The organism is Oceanipulchritudo coccoides, assembly GCF_010500615.1.
GTDB lineage: Bacteria > Verrucomicrobiota > Verrucomicrobiia > Opitutales > Oceanipulchritudinaceae > Oceanipulchritudo > Oceanipulchritudo coccoides.
Genome location: NZ_JAAGNX010000001.1, coordinates 850,893 through 870,239 on the forward strand (window position 1 = coordinate 850,893; position 19,347 = coordinate 870,239).

The 19,347-nt window shown below is 54.8% G+C and carries 11 protein-coding genes; 10 read left to right on the forward strand and 1 reads right to left on the reverse strand.

Annotation, left to right across the window (positions count from 1 at the left end; genetic code table 11):
* Positions 1 to 25 precede the first annotated feature (25 nt).
* The 10 genes from G0Q06_RS03415 (at position 26) to G0Q06_RS03460 (ending at position 18,349) form a co-directional block, all read left to right on the forward strand.
* Positions 26 to 1,564: a sulfatase family protein gene (locus G0Q06_RS03415; RefSeq protein ID WP_163963316.1), complete on the forward strand. Its 1,539-nt coding sequence runs from the start codon at positions 26 to 28 to the stop codon at positions 1,562 to 1,564.
* Positions 1,565 to 1,582: 18 nt separating this feature from the next.
* A complete protein-coding gene (locus G0Q06_RS03420; protein WP_163962478.1) occupies positions 1,583 to 3,013 on the forward strand; it encodes a sulfatase-like hydrolase/transferase in 1,431 nt (476 codons plus the stop codon).
* Positions 3,014 to 3,050: 37 nt separating this feature from the next.
* Positions 3,051 to 6,233 carry a glycoside hydrolase family 2 TIM barrel-domain containing protein gene (locus tag G0Q06_RS03425; protein WP_163962480.1) on the forward strand — a complete coding sequence of 1,061 codons (3,183 nt, stop codon included), beginning with the start codon at positions 3,051 to 3,053 and terminating at the stop codon, positions 6,231 to 6,233.
* Positions 6,234 to 6,241: 8 nt separating this feature from the next.
* Positions 6,242 to 7,636, forward strand: a complete 1,395-nt coding sequence (locus G0Q06_RS03430; protein WP_163962482.1) for a sulfatase-like hydrolase/transferase — start codon at positions 6,242 to 6,244, stop codon at positions 7,634 to 7,636.
* Positions 7,637 to 7,664: 28 nt separating this feature from the next.
* Positions 7,665 to 9,125 (forward strand): sulfatase family protein, encoded by a 1,461-nt coding sequence (locus tag G0Q06_RS03435; protein WP_163962483.1) that lies wholly within the window; start codon positions 7,665 to 7,667, stop codon positions 9,123 to 9,125.
* A gap of 25 nt (positions 9,126 to 9,150) precedes the next feature.
* Positions 9,151 to 10,536 carry a sulfatase-like hydrolase/transferase gene (locus G0Q06_RS03440; protein WP_163962485.1) on the forward strand — a complete coding sequence of 462 codons (1,386 nt, stop codon included), beginning with the start codon at positions 9,151 to 9,153 and terminating at the stop codon, positions 10,534 to 10,536.
* A gap of 12 nt (positions 10,537 to 10,548) precedes the next feature.
* Positions 10,549 to 12,117: a sulfatase gene (locus tag G0Q06_RS03445; protein ID WP_163962487.1), complete on the forward strand. Its 1,569-nt coding sequence runs from the start codon at positions 10,549 to 10,551 to the stop codon at positions 12,115 to 12,117.
* 40 nt (positions 12,118 to 12,157) lie between these two features.
* Positions 12,158 to 13,600 (forward strand): sulfatase, encoded by a 1,443-nt coding sequence (locus tag G0Q06_RS03450; RefSeq protein WP_163962489.1) that lies wholly within the window; start codon positions 12,158 to 12,160, stop codon positions 13,598 to 13,600.
* Between the two features lie 62 nt (positions 13,601 to 13,662).
* A complete protein-coding gene (locus G0Q06_RS03455) occupies positions 13,663 to 15,540 on the forward strand; it encodes a sulfatase-like hydrolase/transferase (RefSeq protein WP_163962491.1) in 1,878 nt (625 codons plus the stop codon).
* A gap of 250 nt (positions 15,541 to 15,790) precedes the next feature.
* Positions 15,791 to 18,349 (forward strand): beta strand repeat-containing protein, encoded by a 2,559-nt coding sequence (locus G0Q06_RS03460; RefSeq protein ID WP_163962493.1) that lies wholly within the window; start codon positions 15,791 to 15,793, stop codon positions 18,347 to 18,349.
* A 100-nt stretch (positions 18,350 to 18,449) separates the two neighbouring features.
* Here the strand turns inward: G0Q06_RS03460 and G0Q06_RS03465 are convergent, their stop codons facing one another.
* A complete protein-coding gene (locus G0Q06_RS03465; protein WP_163962495.1) occupies positions 18,450 to 19,331 on the reverse strand; it encodes an NAD(P)-dependent oxidoreductase in 882 nt (293 codons plus the stop codon).
* Positions 19,332 to 19,347: the final 16 nt, after the last annotated feature.

The following is a 19,347-nucleotide window of genomic DNA, read 5'->3' on the forward strand; positions in this document are numbered from 1 at the left end:
AGTGACCTGGGAATGCTGTTTTGGGATGGGCCTGTGGCTGTTTGGATGCGCATCGCTTTTGGGAGTGGGGTCGCCGAACATCATAGTGATATATGCGGATGACGTTGGGTACGGGGACCTTGGGAGTTACGGTGCGACGGGTGTGGACACGCCGAATCTGGACCTGCTTGCTAAAGGCGGATTACGCTTCACATCGGCGTATGCGGCTTCCTCTACCTGCACCCCATCCCGTTATTCCCTGCTGACCGGGGAATATGCCTTCAGGAACAAGGAGGCGCACATTTTGCGTGGCAACGCGCCGTTGATAATCGACACCGGGAAAGCCACGCTACCCTCGTTATTAAAGAGTCGAGGCTACGTGACCGGGCTGGTTGGAAAGTGGCATCTTGGCCTTGGCGGGCAGGGTGAGCCGCTGGATTGGAACGGGGAGATTGCGCCTGGCCCTCGAGAAGTGGGATTCGACTATTCATATCACATGGCGGCGACGGGTGACCGAGTACCGAGTGTGTATATCGAGAACGGGCGGATTGTGGATTTGGATGCGGAGGACCCGGTTGAAGTCAGCTATCAGGACCCGGTTGGGACAGACCCGACAGGCCACACTCATCCCGGGCTGTTGAAGAACCAGGCCGACTATCAGCATGCCTATACAATCGTTGATGGGACGAGCCGGATCGGATATATGAGCGGGGGGAATTCCGCCCGATGGACCGATGAGGAATTGCCGGACATTTTTTTGGGAAAGGCGGTTGAATTCATTGAATCGAACAAGATGAATCCCTTTTTTCTGTATTATGCGACCCATGAAAACCATGTCCCGCGAATTCCGCACCCACGCTTTCGCGGCTCAAGCGGGTTGGGAGTACGCGGTGATGCGATTGTGCAGATGGACTGGGGGGTTGGAATTCTGCTGGAAACCTTGAATCGGCTCGGGCTGGAAGAAAACACGCTTATTATTTTCTCAAGCGACAACGGGCCGGTGCTCTTTGACGGGTATTATGATGGAGCCTATGAGATGAATGGCGACCACCGTGCATCGGGCCCATGGCGTGGCGGCAAATACAGTGCGTGGGAAGGTGGGACCCGCATGCCCTTTATTGTTTCGTGGCCTGGAGCAATCGCGCCGGGAGTGACGGATGCCCTGTTCAGCCAGGTTGACCTGCTGGCCAGCCTTGCTGCCCTTGCTGGCGCGGAAGTCCCGGAAGGGGAAGCACGTGACAGTTTGAATATGATCGAGACCCTGACTGGACGGTCTCAGACCGGGCGGGAGTATCTGGTCCAGCAGGGAGTTGGAATTGAATCCCTCCGTGATGGGCCGTGGAAATATGTCCCGAAGGGAGTCATGAGGGACCGCAGGAAAATTGGCATTGTAGACAAGCAGAGTATTTCCGCGCCCGGCCTCTTGTATTATCTTCCGGAAGACCCAGGCGAGCAGAACAACCTCGCGGGGTTGTATCCCGAGAAGGTGAAGAAAATGAAATCGCTTCTCGAGCGTGAGCTGGGCGGGATTGGTCACGATGACAAGGAAGCGGACCTGATGGGAGGAGCGATTGAACGACCCTGAGAATAGAGATAAACCACGATGAGACCATTCTGTTTAAATAATGCAGCCTCAAAGCCGTTGTTGGCGGGACTGGCAACCCTCTGTCTGGCAATTTCGGCAGTGCAGGCAGATACGCGGCCGAATGTGCTCGTGATCCTGGTCGATGACGCAGGCTACAATGACTTTGGATTCATGGGATCGCCGGATATTCCGACGCCCAACCTTGACCGGCTGGCCTCAATGGGGACCATCTTCACGGATGCCCATGTCACGGCGACGGTCTGCAGCCCCTCGCGGGCCGGGCTGATGACCGGTCGCTACCAGCAGCGATTTGGCCACGAATGCAATGTCCCGCCCGACGACACGGGGATGGATCCGGCTGAGTCGACCATGGCGGACGTTCTGGGAGCCGCTGGTTACCGCAGTATTTGTATCGGGAAGTGGCACCTCGGCAACCGCACGATGTATCATCCGAACAACCGCGGATTTGATGATTTCTGGGGGTTTCTCGAAGGAGGTCGTAGTTATTTCCCGGATACACGAGCTGACCAGCCGGAGAATTACCGGGCGATCCTCCACAACCGCACGCAGGTTGACTTTGAGGGCTACTTGACGGACGTCTTCACGGACAAGGCGATCGAGTACATGGACAGCACCGTGGACCAGCCTTGGTTCATCTACCTGTCCTACAATGCCGTGCACACGCCAATGGAGGCCAAGGAGGCTGACCTTGAAAGGTTTGCGAATCACCCGCGCCAGAAGCTGGCCGCCATGACATGGTCCCTAGATGAAAATGTCGGGAAAATCATGACGTTCCTTGAATCAAAGGAATTGATGGAAGACACCTTGATTTTTTTCCTGAGCGACAATGGCGGGGCCGGGATGCATAACAACCAGTCACGGAATGATCCGCTCAAGGGGTGGAAGGGGAACAAGTTCGAGGGTGGTCATCGCGTGCCTTTTCTCGTGAGCTGGAAAGGAACCATTCCATCGGGGCAAAGGTTTGACCTGCTCAGCAGTTCCCTCGATGTCCTGGCCACCTGTCTCGCCGTTTCCGGACTTGAGGAGACCCCCGGTAAGCCGCTCGATGGAGTCAATCTGCTGCCTTACCTGCTTGGCGAGGAGGAGCGCCCCCCCCATGAGATGCTTTTCTGGCGGAAAGACCGGATGGCAGCTGCCCGGCATGGCAGTTTCAAGCTCATCCGGCTGGAGGGCTTCGGCTACCGCCTCTATGATCTAGGGACTGATCTGGGTGAGAGCGTGGACCTTCGTGAAAGCCATCCTTTGGAGTTTGAATTGATGAAGAAATCCCTGATTGCATGGGATCGCGAACAAGTCGTTCCCTTGTGGCTGGAGGGAGAGGATTGGAGCAGCGTCACCTATGAGATTCATCGCGCCCTGATGGACAACGAACAGCCACGATACTTGAACCCCGACCAGAAAATGGACTGGAAGTCCAAGGCACCCTGAACACCGGACTCCCATTCTGAGTCGAACACTTACCCCCATGATAAAATTCCAGTTACCCAACCCAACAGCCATCCTGCTATCCCTTCTGGCAATTTCATGCCAGAATGGCGTCAATGCTGGCGAAGTACGCCCGGAGTGGGACAACCCGGCAGTCATCCAGGTGAACACGGAAGCCCCGCGCGTGACCTTTATTCCCTTTCCCGACAGGGAGTCTGCGCTTGGGGATATTGATCACCCGAAAGCTTCCTCCCGTTACATGACCCTTTCCGGTAGCTGGGCATTCAAGTGGTCTCCATTTCCAGCCAAACGACCTAATGGGTTTTTTCTTCCCGAATATGCGGATGCGGATTGGGACCGGATCAAGGTCCCCGGCAATTGGCAAACGGAAGGGTTCGGTCTTCCCATCTACACGAATATCCCATACCCGTTTCCTGCCGATGAGTTCAGGGCCCCGCACGACTGGAACCCGGTCGGCTCGTATCGAAGAAGTTTTGAATTGCCGGAATCATGGTGGGGATCCCTCTGCGCTGAAGAGCCGGTATTCCTGCATTTCGAGGGAGTGGATTCCGCCTTTTATTTGTGGATCAACGGCGAAAGGGTGGGGTACAGTCAGGGTAGCCGTACGCCGGCCGAGTTTGATGTATCGGAATACCTGATACAGGGAACGAACCATATTGCGGTCGAAGTGTACCGCTTTTCCGATGGGTCCCTTCTTGAGGACCAGGACTTCTGGCGGCTGAGCGGAATTTACCGCGATGTCTACCTGTGGAAAGGGACAAGCGAGGGATTGAGGAATTTCAATGTTGTTGGTGATTACGACTTCTCTGACGGGTCGGGGACGCTGACGGTCGGGGCCTCTCTGTCCGGTGAGGCTGATCTCCTCCTCGAGTTGATCGATCCATCAGGTACGATTCCGGCGATTGCAATGAGCCTTGAGAACGAGGGGGGGAAGGCTGCTGCTTCAATTGAGTTGGAGAGCGTGCGCCCATGGAGCGCGGAAGATCCATTTTTGTACACGCTGGTTATGTCCGTCACTGGCGAGTCGGGGGAAGTCAAGGAAGCAGTCGCCCAGCGGATCGGCTTCCGGCGTGTGGAAATCCGCGATTCCCAGTTCCTGGTCAACGGCGTTGGCGTCAAGCTGAAGGGGGTAAACCGCCATGAGCACCATCCGGACATGGGCCATGTGGTGGATACGGAAAGCATGTTGCGGGACATCAAGCTGATGAAGCAGCACAACATCAACGCCGTGCGAACCTCCCACTACCCGAATGTCCCTGAATGGTATAGCCTGTGTGACAAGTATGGAATCTACGTGATCGACGAGGCGAATATTGAATCCCATGGGTTCGGTCGGGGAAGCGAAAACGGGATGAACCTGAATCCGGAATTCCGCAAGGCTCACGTTGACCGCGTGCAACGCATGGTCGAGCGCGACTTCAATCACCCGTCAATAGTCATGTGGTCGCTCGGAAATGAGTCGGGAGACGGGCCCAATACGAATGCCTGCTATGCGTGGGCTTCCCGGCGCGACCCGTCACGAATTGTTCATTACGAAAACTCCACTCATCCGCAGGGAGAGGGAGTCGGCACAGATATCATTTCCAGGATGTATCTCGTCGCGGAGGATTTTGAGGAAACCCTTGATTACTGGGGTCCCGGAAGGCCCATCATGCTGGCTGAGTACACCCATGCAATGGGCAACAGTAATGGCAATCTTGATGCTTACTGGGACAAGATCTGGACCAACCCGCGCATCGCAGGGGCATTTGTCTGGGACTGGATGGACCAGGGGCTGCGCCAACCGATTCCCTACGGAATAATAGGGCCTTGGGGTGAGACGGAATTCTTCGCCTATGGAGGTTGGTGGGAAAACCGGCTGGGCATCCACAACGACAACAATTTCTGCATGAACGGCCTGATCAGCTCGGACTGGACCGTTCATCCCGGTCTGCGCGCCCTCAAGCATTTCCAGCAACCTGTACAGGCAGTGCTCTCCCCTGACGGTCTCTCCGTCTCGATCCTCAACAGGTATGATTTCCTGGAATTGTCCGGGCAGTTTGTCCTTTATTGGTCGGTTTTGAAAGCAGGGAGATCTGTGGAAAACGGAATCCTCGAATTGCCCTTCATCGGTGCCGGCCAAAGCACGCAAATTCCACTTCCCGATGCTGTGGGCATGCAGGACCTGGAAGAGGAAACATGGCTCCGGCTATCATTCAGGACAAAAGAGGCAAGCCCATGGTGGGACATCGGCTATGAACTTGCCTGGGAACAAATGAAACTCGGTGGCAAGTGGTCAGTTCCCATGCCTGAGGCTGCGGAATCCTCCCTGATCAGTAATCATGACAGGCATACGATTAACGTGTCCGGACAGGATTGGAGTCTCTCCTTCAGCAAGAGGGACAGGAGCCTTACCCGTTGGACAGTCAAGGGCGTGGATTTGATCGAGCGAGGACCTCTTCCTGATTTCTGGCGCGCCCCGACCGATAACGACCGAGGCGCTGAACTTCTGGAAAGTGGACGGGATTATAATCCAAAACGTGTTGCCCTCGAGCCCAGCCGGATCTGGTTGAATGCAATGGATACCTGGTCCCCGAAGAATGCGGTTCTTGAAGACAAAGCTGATGGATCGGTTCGGATCTCGTTTCAGGGAGATGTCCTTGATGGCAGTGCCAAGGTTGACCTCGTCTACACAGTGGCTCCCTGTGGACGCATCAAAGTCGATTTTTCGTATAAGACTGACCAAGTCCTGCCAATGATTCCGCGGATCGGAACCGAGTGGATTTTGCCGAAGGAAATGGATATTGTGAGGTGGTATGGCCGCGGGCCTGATCCGACTTATTCCGATCGTCGCTGGGAACCCGTGGGGATTTACTCGACGACCGTCCGTGAAAACTGGATTGAGTATTCCAAGCCGCAGGAAAACGGCAACAAAGTGGATGTCCGCTGGATTGAAGTGAAAGACAGGGAAGGCTTTGGGCTGCGCGTCCTTGGTGATGATCTTCTCAGTTGTAATATTTCCCACTTCAGCAAGGCAGACATTGGCAGCAAGGCATACAGCTGGCAGCTTCCGAAGCCGGATTGCGTTTATTTGAACATTGACCACGCCCAGATGGGCGTGGGCGGTGACAACAGCTGGGGACAGCTTTGCCATCCCGAATACCGTCTCGAGGATAAATCTTATCGATACAGTTACTACGTCGAACCCATCCAGCCCGATTAATCCAGACAATGAAAAACACCTTAAATATACACCTGCCACGTTCACTGCTCTGTCTTGCGGGACTGGGTCTTCTGGCAACTCAGCCCCTTTTCGCGAAGAACCCCAATCTGATTGTCATCCTGACGGATGACCAAGGCTACAATGACGTCGGTTTCAATGGTGGAACGGAGATACCGACCCCTCATATTGACACGATCGCGTCCAACGGAATCCGATTTACCAACGGCTATGTCAGCTACTCCGTGTGTGGACCCAGCCGGGCGGGATTGCTGACCGGGCGTTACCAGGACCGCTTTGGGTTCACGCGAAATCCGACGATCGACCCATCAGTGCCCCATGCCGGCATTCCCCTCGAGGAAAAGAACATTGCCGAAGTGCTCTCACCAACCGGTTACCAAAGCATGATCATCGGCAAGTGGCACATGGGATCACATCCGCAAAACCATCCCCTGAACCGCGGTTTTGATGAGTTCTACGGGTTCCTCGCTGGTGGGCACCAGTATTTCCCGAGCGAGCTGACCCTCAACGACCTCTCTGAAGTCAGCAAAAAGTGGGAATGGTACAGGACAAAACTGCTTCGTGATCATACGCGGGTCGAGGAGACAGAATACCTCACAGACGCATTCAGCCGGGAGGCGGTGAGCTTTGTCGAGCGGCAGGCCTGCTCTGAGAAGCCCTTCTTCCTGTATCTTGCCTATAATGCCCCACACGCGCCGCTTCAAGCGACGGAAAAATATCTCAAACGATTCAAGCACATCAAGGACAAGAAACGGCGCACTTACGCCGCCATGGTCAGCGCCGTGGATGACGGGGTAGGGCTGTTATTGAATGCACTAGAGGAGAAGGAATTGATGGAGGACACGATTATCATATTCCTTTCGGACAACGGGGGATCCTCGAAGAATGCATCGGACAACACTCCATTGCGCGATTGGAAAGCCTCCCTGTTCGAAGGCGGTGTGCGTGTCCCGTTTGCCATTCAGTGGAAAAACCACCTTCCAGCCGGGGTTGATTACGACCACCCGGTCATTTCACTTGATATTCTTCCAACAATCGCGGAGTTGTCCGGTTCTCCTGTATCTTCCGAGCGGCCGCTTGACGGCGTGAATCTGATTCCTTTCCTGACCGGGGAGAAAGAGGAAAGGCCGCATGAGCAGCTGTTCTGGCGCACACTGCAGAATGACGACTGGGCAATTCGCAAAGGCGACATCAAGCTGGTGCGTTCCAGGACCAAGGAGAAGAAGGCGGATTTGTATGACCTTGCCCGTGACATGGTGGAAAGCACGGACCTTTCCTCCTCGATGAAGAAGGAAAAGAATGAACTGCAGACTGCTTGGGATAATTGGGAGGCGCAATTGAAGCCGTTGGCCTTTCCCGCAAACAACTATAACTGGTGGGATTGATTCCACTCAAACCTTGAAAGACACAATTATGAAATCGCTCTTTAACATATTGCTCATTGGAGCGGCCACAATGCCCGGTTCCAATGCCTTCGCCTCCTCGACGAAGCCCAATCTCCTGATCATCCACACGGATGAGCACAATTTCCGCACGCTCGGATGTTATCGCGACCAACTGCCCGAAGACCAGGCCTTCGTCTGGGGAAAAGGGGTGAAGGTGGATACTCCGCATATCGATTCCATCGCCAGGGATGGTGCCTTGTTCACGAGCTTTTATGCCGCTTCCCCGGTCTGCACGCCTTCACGGGCGTCATTTGTTACCGGGTTGTATCCGGTTGCCACTGGCTCCGCGAGAAACGACATGCCCCTGCATGACAACATGGTGACTTTCGCCGAAATCCTCAAGGACGGAGGCTACGCTACCGCTTATATCGGCAAGTGGCATCTTGACGGGGATGCCAAGCCGGGGTGGGCACCTGCACGCAAGTTCGGGTTTGAAGATAACCGGTACATGTTCAACCGCGGTCATTGGAAGCTTTTTGAGGAAACAGGTGACGGGCCAAAAGTCGGCGGCAGTTACAATCCGGAAAACGAGCGCTACCGGTACGATATCTCCACGGCAACGGACAAATCCTTCGCCACCGATTTTCTCGCCGACAAGGCCATTGAAATAATCGATCGCGACAAGGAAAAGCCGTTTTGCCTGATGCTCTCCCTGCCTGACCCGCATGGCCCCAACTCGGTCAGGGAACCGTACGACTCGATGTATTCACACCTCAAGTTTGAAGAGCCCAGGACTTTGAGGGCTGCATTGAAAAGTTCCCCCAAATGGAGCTCGGTGACCGGAAAGAATTCTGCTCAAACACTCAAGCAGGAACAGATGGCGGATTACTTCGGGATGGTCAAATGCATCGACGATAACGTCGGAAAAATTCTGAAGTATCTAAAAGATCATGACCTGGAAAAGAACACGATAGTTGTCTTCACTTCGGATCACGGCGACTCGATGGGCGAGCATGCCAAGCACAACAAGGGAACGCCATGGGAAACCTCGGCCGGGATTCCCTTCATTATAAAGTACCCCGGACAGATCAAGCCGGGCAAGCTGGTCCATACTGCTTACAGTACGGTTGACTTCGCCCCGACAGTCCTCGGGATCATGGGGGTTGATTCAGGCAGGGAATTCCACGGTTTGAACGGATCCTCCGAGCTGCTCGGACCGGAATGCGCATCAACCGGGGACCGAATTGTCTATATCACCAATGCCGGAAGCCGATGGGTGGCGGCGGTGGATGATCGCTATAAGCTGGTCATCTCACCTAGTGAGAAGCCCTGGCTCTTTGATCTTGAGAAAGATCCGGACGAGCTGATTAACTTCTACAGAAATCCAGACTACAAGGAAATCGGTGAACGGCTCAAGAATTCACTGGTCACCCAAATGAAAGCCTTCAAGGAACCGGCTCTAAAAAAGAACAATCTCAAATTTGACTAATTGAAAACTGTTAACAGGAAAACCAATGAATCCTAAATTCCTTATTCCCAGCCTGAGCCTGTGCCTTGCCGCTTTCTCCATGGAGGCGGCTGATCAACCCAACCTGATCGTCATCATGGCGGATGATCTCGGTTATGCCGATGTCGGTTTTAACGGATGTACAGACATCCCCACTCCGCACATTGACTCCATAGCCGACCAGGGAGTCCGTTTTTCCAGCGGCTATGTTTCCTATGCCGTTTGTGGACCGAGCCGTGCAGGCTTCATGACCGGTCGCTACCAACAACGCTTCGGGTTCGAAAGAAATCCACAATACCAACCGGGTGATCCCAATATGGGCCTCCCCCTTGAGGAGGAAACGATGGCGACCGTGTTGAAGAAGGTCGGCTACACCTCTGGGATCGTTGGCAAGTGGCACCTGGGCGCGCATCCGGACTTGCATCCGCTGAATCGTGGATTCGATTTCTTTTACGGCCACCTTGGAGGCGGTCACCGGTATATGCCCGAGGACCTGGTTATTCAGGACAGTTATTCTGCCACGGATGAGCAGGAGAGCTACCGGACATGGATCCTCCGGAACCATGAGGCGGTTGCGCCGACCAAATATCTCACGGATGAATTTTCGGATGCGGCGGTTGAGTTTGTCTCTGTGAACAAGGACAAGCCGTTTTTCTTGTTTTTGTCCTACAACGCCCCGCATCTTCCCCTTCAGGCGACTGAAAAGTACCTCGCGAGATTTTCCGATATCAAGGATGAGAAGCGCCGGACCTACGCCGCCATGGTGAGCGCTGTCGATGACGGGGTAGGGCGTGTCCTGACCACTCTTCGCGAGAACGGGCTGGAGGAGAACACGCTGGTCTTTTTCCTTTCAGACAACGGAGGTCCGATTTCCAAAAACGCCTCCCGTAACACGCCCTTAAAGGGAGCAAAGGGTGATGCCTGGGAAGGCGGTTTCCGCGTCCCCTTCGCGATGCAATGGCTTGGGAAGGTTCCTTCCGGGAAGACCTACGACAAGCCTGTCAGCTCGCTGGATATCTTCGCGACGATCACCGGGTTGTCTCAGGCCCCAGTCAGTCCCGAGCGGCCCCTTGACGGTGTGAACCTGGTGCCGTTCCTGACCGGAGACAACACCTGTACGCCGCACAAGGCAATCTACCTGAGGAAGTTTGACCAGCAACGCTACGCAATCCGAAAGGATGATTTCAAACTGGTAATTCCCGGACCGGACAAGGCTCCGCTGCTTTTCAATCTCGAGAAGGATATCGGGGAACAGCGCAATATCCTTTCCTCACACAAGGACATTGCAAAAGAGCTGGACGAGATGCGTCTTGAATGGAGTTCGGAATTGATGGATCCCCGTTTCCTTGGGCTGATCCACTCGGAGAGCTGGCAGAGAAACCGCAACAAATAGAATTATAAAATCATGAAAGCATTCCTTATTATCACCCTTCTTTTTGGATCAATCCTCCAGGCGTTCGCCGCAGCGGATCATCCGAATGTTGTCCTCATCGTCTGTGATGACCTCAATGATTATGTGACCGGCTTTGGCGGCCATCCCCAAGCGGAGACCCCGAATATGGCCCGTCTTGCGGATTCAGGGGTCGCCTTTAAACGCGCCTACAGCAATAACCCGGTTTGTGCTCCCTCCCGTTCAAGTTTTCTGACAGGGATCTACGCGCATACCTCGGGGAATCTCTTCTGGAACAAGTGGTTTGAGAACCCGGTTCTTAAAAACTCCAAGACCATCATGGAGCATTTCCGCGACAACGGGTATCACGTGCTCGGTTCCGGCAAGTTGATGCACCATGCAAAGCGTGATGTCTGGAGTGAATTTGGCCACGATACCGATTACGGTCCATTCGCCTACAATGGGACCGACCGGGTGGCCCATCCATCCGTTCCAATGCCCTTTGGCGGGAACGGACCTGTTGATGGATCATTTGCCGCCCTCGAGGATGTGCCATTTGCCGATGATGAGGATCCCACAAGTGGTTGGATCTATGGCAAGTGGGGCAAGGATGTCACCCCGTTCCACTACTTGGAGGATGGGAAGAAGGACCTGACACCGGATGAGCGGAACGCCGTCTGGGCGGAGAAACGCATTCGCGACTTTGCGGAGGACGAGAATGGTAAACCCTTTTTCCTGGCCGTGGGCTTCATTCGCCCGCACACACCCCTGCATGTAGCGAAGAAATACTACGACATGTTCCCCCAGGATGAAATCATCCTGCCAGTGGTCAAGCCGGGTGATGCCGAGGATACCCATTACAAAGATGTATTTGATGACAACCAGAAAGGCCTTAAATATTTCCGCACCCTCAACGAGTCCTACCCGACAACTGATGCCGCTTTGCGGGCCTTTACACAAGCTTACCTCGCTTCGGTAAAGGCTGTCGACGACTGTATCGGGCAGGTCATCAGCGCCATCGACAACAGTGGATTGAAGGAGAATACGATCATAATCGTGACGAGCGACCACGGCTGGAACATGGGTGAAAAGGATTATCTCTTCAAGAATTCCCCATGGGAGGAAAGCACCCGGGTCCCCTTTATTGTCCGGGCGCCTGGCGTGGCGAAGGCTGGAGGGGTTGCCGGGCAGCCAATTTCGCTGATCGACCTTTATCCGACCCTGGTTGACCTTTGCGGTCTTGAGGGCGACACGCGCAAGAATGACGAGGGAGCGCCTCTGGATGGCTTCAGTGTCCGGCCGTTCCTTGAAGATCCAGCCTGCGGTGAATGGGAAGGCCCCGAGGCCGCGATTTCGATGATCTGGGCAGGCCTCCAAGGCGACGACAAATGGAATCCCGACAGGCAGCACTGGTCACTGAGGACTGAGCGCTGGCGCTACATCCGCTACAACAATGGCGATGAAGAACTCTATGACCACAACAACGATCCATATGAATGGAACAATCTGGCCACACTTCCCGAGCACGAGGACCTGAAGAAGTCCCTGCATGAGAAGATGCTAAGCCTGCGATCAACCGACTGAAATTCCCCTTCCTGTAACACCTATTCGAAAGAATTGAATCATGAAAAAACAGCTTACATTGAACCTTAAGAGTGCGATAGGGGCCGCCTTTTTCCTTGGTCTTTCAACACTTGCCTTTGCAGAGGCCAGCGGGCCGCCCAACATCGTGATGATCGCTATCGATGACATGAACGACTGGACTGGTTTTCTTGGCGGGCACCCGCAGGCCATCACGCCGAACATGGACAGCCTGTCGAAGAAGGGCGTGAACTTTCCCAATGCCCAGTGTCCGGCCCCCGGATGTTCTCCGAGTCGCAATGCCATCCTCTACGGCGTGGAGCCATTCAACTCGGGCCTCTATGCCTTCTACGGACACTCCATCCACGACGAGCTGATTGAGAAGTATACCAGCCTTCCGGAATTCCTGATGGAGAATGGCTACGAGACCTTTGGTGCGGGAAAGATCCACCACGGATCAAGGGAGTTTCCGCAGGAGTGGTCAGACTATCACAAGCCGACGCGACACAAGTTGAAAATGGACATGGAGCAGCTTTACCAGGTGGGCGGGGACTTTAAAACCTCCTTTGGGCCGACCTTGAATCCCTACGAGGAACATCCCGACCACAAGGTTGCGACCTACGGGGTGGAGGTGCTTTCCAAAAAGCACGAGAAGCCCTTCTTCCTCGCGGTGGGACTTGTAAAACCGCATTTGCCGTTCCTTGCTCCGCAGGACTTCTTCGACCTCTACCCGGATCCGGTTGATCCTCCGCGGATTCTGGAGGACGACATTGACGATATTCCGTGGGTGGGAAAGTCCTTCATCAAGCGCCGGGACAATAATCAGTTCAACCAGGACAATGCGTGGGACCGGGTCCGTCGGGCTTATCTGGCCTGTATTTCATGGGTGGACTACAATGTGGGAAGAGTTCTCGAGGCGCTTGAGGAGAGCGAGTACGCGGATAACACGATTGTTGTCCTCTGGTCCGACCACGGGTATGCGCTTGGGGAAAAGGGACACTTTCGGAAGTTCGCCCTGTGGGAAGACACGACACACGTCCCGTTCATCATCTGGGATACCCGCGAGCATTGCGCGGATGAAGGCCGGACCGTCAAGGACGGCGTTTCCCTGATCAACATTTACCGAACGCTCGCCGAGCTGATCGGCAACAAGACTCCTGAATACGTGGATGGATACAGCCTGGTCCCGCAGTTGAAGGATCCGTCTGCCCCGGTGGCCGGCCCTTCCATTTGCACATGGGGCAGGGGAAACTACACCATTCGCGATACAGATTTCCGCTACATCCGTTACTTCGACGGGAGCGAGGAGCTCTATGCCCATTTGGATGATCCGGATGAATGGACCAATCTCGCCGACAATCCGGATTTTGCCTCCGTCAAGGAGCGCATGTCGGCCTTTCTTCCGAAAGAAGAAGCGCCGCTCTGGACTGACGAGATCCAAGAGTGGAGCATAGTCTCCAGCGCGGATAGACCGCAAAGAAAATAAGCCATTCGTGATACAGACGTCCACACCCCAATAGAATACTCGAGATCATTTCCGACCGTATTATGAAAACACCCTGCCAAATCTTGCCGATGATCGCCGTGCTCATTACAGCGCTCATTGCAAATCCTCTTCAGGCGTCAACGGTTGAAAGCCAACGGCCCAACATTGTCTGGCTGGTAAGCGAGGACAATTCGACGCATTACCTCCGGTTGTATGACGAGGGTGGGGCGCCCATGCCGAATGTGGAGCGTTTGGCCCAACAGGGCATTGTCTTTAACAATGCCTTTGCCAATTCCCCGGTCTGTTCGACCGCCCGGAGCTCGATCATCTCCGGGTGCTATGGGCCGCGCGTGTTCACGCAGTTTCACCGGAGGTCCGTGCTCGTCCCGCTGCCGGAGGGCCTGGAGATGTTTCCCGCCTACTTGAGACGCGCCGGATACTACACGACCAACAACAGCAAGGAGGATTACAACTTCATCAAGGGAAACGACGTGTGGGATGATTCATCCGGAAAGGCTTCCTACCGCAACCGGAAGCCCGGCCAGCCCTTTTTTCATGTGCAGAATTACGGGGCAACTCATGAGGGACAGCTACATTTCAAAAGGGAAGAGATGGAGTCGCAGCCGACTGTCACCGATCCGGAGACTGTCGCTGTTTTTCCAATACATCCGGATACGGCGTCCTTCCGTTACACCAACGCCAGATACCGGGATCTGCACATGGAGTTGGACCGGGAAATCGGGGAATTCATAGAGGCGTTGAGAAAGGACGGCCTGATGGAGGAGACGATCATTTTCTATTACGGCGACCACGGCGGGGTTCTGCCCGGGAGCAAGGGGTACATTTATGAGCGCGGGCTGCATGTGCCCATGGTGGTCTATGTCCCGGAAAAGTGGAAGGACCTGTTTCCGGTCGAGGCCGGAACGCGTGTGGACGGTTTTGTCCAGTTTGTTGACCTTGCCCCGACCGTCCTGAATCTTGCCGGTGTTGACGTTCCCGGGCAGATGGATGGCCTTCCCTTCCTCGGCAAGGGCGTCAATCATGACGAGCTGGAGTCCCGCGACACGGTTTTCAGTTATGCCGACCGCTTCGACGAGAAGTATGACATGGTCCGCGCCATCCGGAAAGGTCAGTACAAATATATGCGTAATTACCAGCCGTTCAATGTGGACGGCCTGCAGAATAATTACCGCTTCCAGATGCTGGCCTATGAAGAATGGCGCGAGCTTTACAAAGCGGGCAAGCTGACCTCCGAACAGGCACAATTCTTTGAGGCACGCCCGGTGGAAGCCCTCTACGACCTCGACCAGGATCCCTTTGAATTGAAGAACCTGGCCGGCGATCGGAAATACCGGGAAGTCCTGAAATCGATGCGGGAGGCCTTGCAGGAGCAGGTCAAGTCCATGCCCGATCTCAGTTTTATTCCCGAACCGGTATTGTTTGCGGAAGCCGCCAACGATCCCAGCGCCTACGGGCAGAACAAGAAGAAGCAGATTGCGCGCCTCGTGGGCACCGCCGATCTCAGCCTGAAGCCATTCAAGAAGGCGCGTAAGGGCCTTGCCAGGGCTTTGGAGTCAAAGGATCCGCTGAAACGCTATTGGGCCCTTATCGCCTGCAGCAGCTTTGGCACGGAGGCGGAATCATTTGCTGGCAGGGCCCGTGAAATGGCAACAGGCGACCCAGACAATCTTGTCCGCATGCGGTCCGCCGAATTCCTCGCGCTGACCGGTCTTGAGGATCCTCGTCCTGTCCTGACCGATTGCCTGAAGCAGGCCAAGTCGCTTGAGGAGGCCGCCCTGATTCTGAACACGATTACATTGCTCCACGATTCCGGCCGTGGATACACTTTCAAGCTCGACCCGGGATGGGTCCCGGCCGAATGGCTTGCTCACCGGCAGTCCAATGTGACCCGCCGCTTCGCCTACATCAACAAGGACTGATTCCCTTCAGGTTTCCAGCGCTACAGCGCGTCTGAAACAAGCTCCCCGTCGACCTCTGAAACGGGCTCTTTTTTACTGTGCCAAGGCTGTTGTGTGCCCGTTTTACTTTATAATCTGATATCTGTTTGTTTAATCAGACAAAAATCAAAAATATTGTTGACTATCCGTATTTGTACCTGCGTAAATGTAACTGTTCCGGCTGTTGTTCAGTGGGAATACGAACCACATTCTCCAACCCTACTCAAAAATCATGAAAAACCCGTTTACCCCGATGGTTGGCCTTTGCGCCGCTTTATTCCTTGTCCAGCCCCTGGTTGGGCAAGTCACGACAAACTTCAATGACCTTGCGCCGGACTACGAGCCGGATCCAATCGGGAATCCTGGTGTCTTTGTAATGGATCACCGCTGGTCATCTGCCCTGAACTGGGACAACGGGCTGCCGGTTGCTGGTGACACGGCGAATGTGGGTGGGACGTTCCTGGTTGAAACAGGTGGAGGCGATCTCAATTTGCTGGATGGGCTGACTGCGAATTTTTCGGGAAGCGCGACTTATTCAAGTGCGGGCCTTCGACTGGATGATGCGGTCCTTACCTTTAGTGATTCCTCATCCTGGGTAGCCTCTGGTGGCCTTGCCTTTGGGCGTGATGGAGCAACTTCATCGGTTATCGTGAATTGGGATTCAACGGGGACATTAACCCCGAGTGGCACAAATTTGCTTATTGGGCGGGTTGATGATGCCACACTTAACCAGACAACTGGGACGGTCGGTGATCCCGTGGTCGGGATCCGCATTGGGACAGGTGCTCTCAATTCTGGTTCTGGAACTTATAATCTATCGGGCGGATCCGCGGTCGGTCTCGAGTTGATTTTTGAGGCAAACCTTGGAGCTCAAACTTTCAACTATACCAGCGGCAGCACAGGCCAGCTGATTATCTCGAACTTCGGGCTGGATTATACGAACGCCATCCAAGCGTTTATCGATTCTGGGAACATCACAGTTGCTGGAGTCGCGCAAACGCCCGGTGATTACTCAGCTTTCACAATCGCTTATTCAGGCACCGATACAACGGTTAGCCTGTCAGGATATGCAGGTCCCGCACCGGTCAATTTCAATGACGGGGAAGTGGCGGACAGCCTTTGGACAAGCCCGTTGAATTGGGACTCCGGCGTTGTGCCGACAACAGGTGACATTGCGAATGTCGGATTGGCCTACGCGGTTGTGACCGGTGGCGGCGATGTCGATGTGCTTGACGGTGTCACTACAAATATTTCAGGAACAGCCATTCTCAGTTCGTCGGGAATCGATCTTGACGATGCGGTTGTCACCTTTAGTCAGGGATCCGCATGGAACGACGGGGTGACTGTCACACTTGGAAAAAACGTAGGGGCTACATCAGCAACCCTTGACTGGATCTCAACGGGAACATTCACGCCGACGGCACTCGTGATTGGTGAGGGAAGCGACGGGACAATTAACCAGACTGGCGGCACAGTCGGATCGGCCACTGTCCCCCTTCAGTTCGGATCCGGGGCCGGAAATTCCGGCAATGGAACATATAATCTTTGGGGCGGTACGGTAAGTGCTTCGACTTTGGTCTTCACCGCGAATCTCGGTTCACACGCCTTTAATTTCCCCCCGAGCAGCACAGGAACCCTTGTCGTTGCAAACGGCGGAGCGGATTACACGGCAGCTTTACAAGGCTTCATTGACTCGGGCAAGATCACGGTTGACGGGGCCGCGTATCCCGGGAATTACGCCCTTTTCAATATTGTCTATTCGGGGACTGAAACATCCATTAGTTTTGCCGGATTCCCCGGGCCCCCACCGATCGTATTTAATGACTTGGCACCTGATTTTGAACCAGATCCAATCGGCAATCCTGGTGTGTTTGTCGAGGACCACGATTGGGCTTCCGCCCTTAACTGGGTTGGTGGAGTCGTTCCTGTTTCAGGAGATACCGCTCAAGTTGGTAGCAGCTTCACGGTTGTCACAGGCGGTGGAGACCTGAGCATACTTGACGGTATCACCACGAACTTCATTCAAAATGCCCACTACGATTCAGCGGGTCTTCGCCTCGACAACGCGCTGATCACGTTCAGCGGAGCATCCACTTGGACAGCTGGTGGAGCGATTGCCCTTGGACGGGATGACACCGGCCAGCCTGCCACGGAGATCAACTGGAATTCCAGTGGTAGTTTTATTCCTGGCGGACTGAGCCTGCTTCTCGGGCGCAAGAGCGATGGGATCTTCAATCAGACTGCTGGAACAGTCGGCGTTCCCTCGGTTGGCTTCCAGTTTGGTGTAGGCTCCAACAACAACGGTGGCGGTACCTATAATCTTTCCGGCGGGACGGCTGTTTGCTCAAGCCTCGTTTACACAACGAATGGCGGCACGCATGCCTTTAATTTCCCAGCTGGCAGCACGGGCAAACTGGTTGTCGTCAATGCCGGCCTTGACTACACAACCGACTTGCAGGGCTTTATCGACGCCGGACTCATCACCATTGATGGCGTTGCACAAACACCGGGCGACTACTCAGCCTTCGCGATCACGTACGACACAGCTGATACCAAATCCATCGATTCCATACAGGATATCGCAGGGACTCTTCAAATTGGCTGGTTTGGTGAACTTGGCCGGGTTTATTCCGTCGAGTCCAGCGCAACTTTAGCGGCTCCGTGGACATCGCTTAACCGGACATGGACAGGTGCCGGCGCGGACATCACGGCCAATGTCGGTTCCCTTGCTCCGGGTGAAAAAATCTTCTATCGGCAAGTGGGTGTGACCGTCATCTCGCTTGCCCCATAATTCTCTTTCCACCTGGATTATCTGGATTGACGGGGCCCGGTCGTAAATGATCGGGCCCTTTTTTGCAATCTGAGAGGGAATGAAATTCAATCCGTACTCACTAACCCTGGTAGAGCCGATACAGCGCCTGCGTGCCAAGGTTCTCGCCTCCCTCTGCGGCCAGTTTCTCATACATGCGGATGGCCAGTTCGAGCCCCGGTGCCTCGAGGCCCAGGTCCTTTGCGGATTCAATGGCTATCCGCAGGTCCTTGATGAAGTGCTTCACATAGAACCCGGGGGCAAAGTCACCCGCGATCATCCGCGGGGCGAGGTTGCTCAGGGACCAGCTCCCCGCGGCTCCGCTACCAATGCTCTTGAGGACCGTTTCCTGGTCGAGTCCGGCCTGCTTTGCATAAGCCATCGCCTCGCAGACCCCGAGCATGCCGGAGGCAATGGCGATCTGGTTGGCCATTTTGGTATGCTGGCCGCTCCCCGCGGGGCCTTGCCGCACACAATTTGCCCCCATCGTCTCAAACAGGGGCAGGGCGGTATTAAAAGCGTCTTCCTCCCCTCCGACCATGATGGAAAGTTTCGCATTCCTGGCCCCAATGTCCCCCCCACTCACCGGCGCGTCCAGACAGGCCAGCTCCTTCTCCTGACCGGTCTCAAAGATCCGTTTTGCAAGGGCGGGACTGGACGTTGTCATGTCAATGAGCAGCGTCCTTGGGCGGGAATTGGCAATAAGTCCATCCTTGCCTAGATAGACCGATTCGACGTCTTCCGGCATGCCGACAATCGTGATTATCGCGTCACAAACTCGTGCCAGCGAGGCTGGCGAATCGTGCCATTGGGCCCCCGCTTCAATCAGGGCTTGTCCCTTGTCCCGGGTTCGCGTGTGCACGTGAAGTTGGTAGCCCGTCTTCATGAGATTGGCCGCCATGCTGCGCCCCATGACCCCAAGCCCAATGAAGCCGATTGATGCTGATTCCGGCGTGATCTTCATGGGCTTAAACGTGATG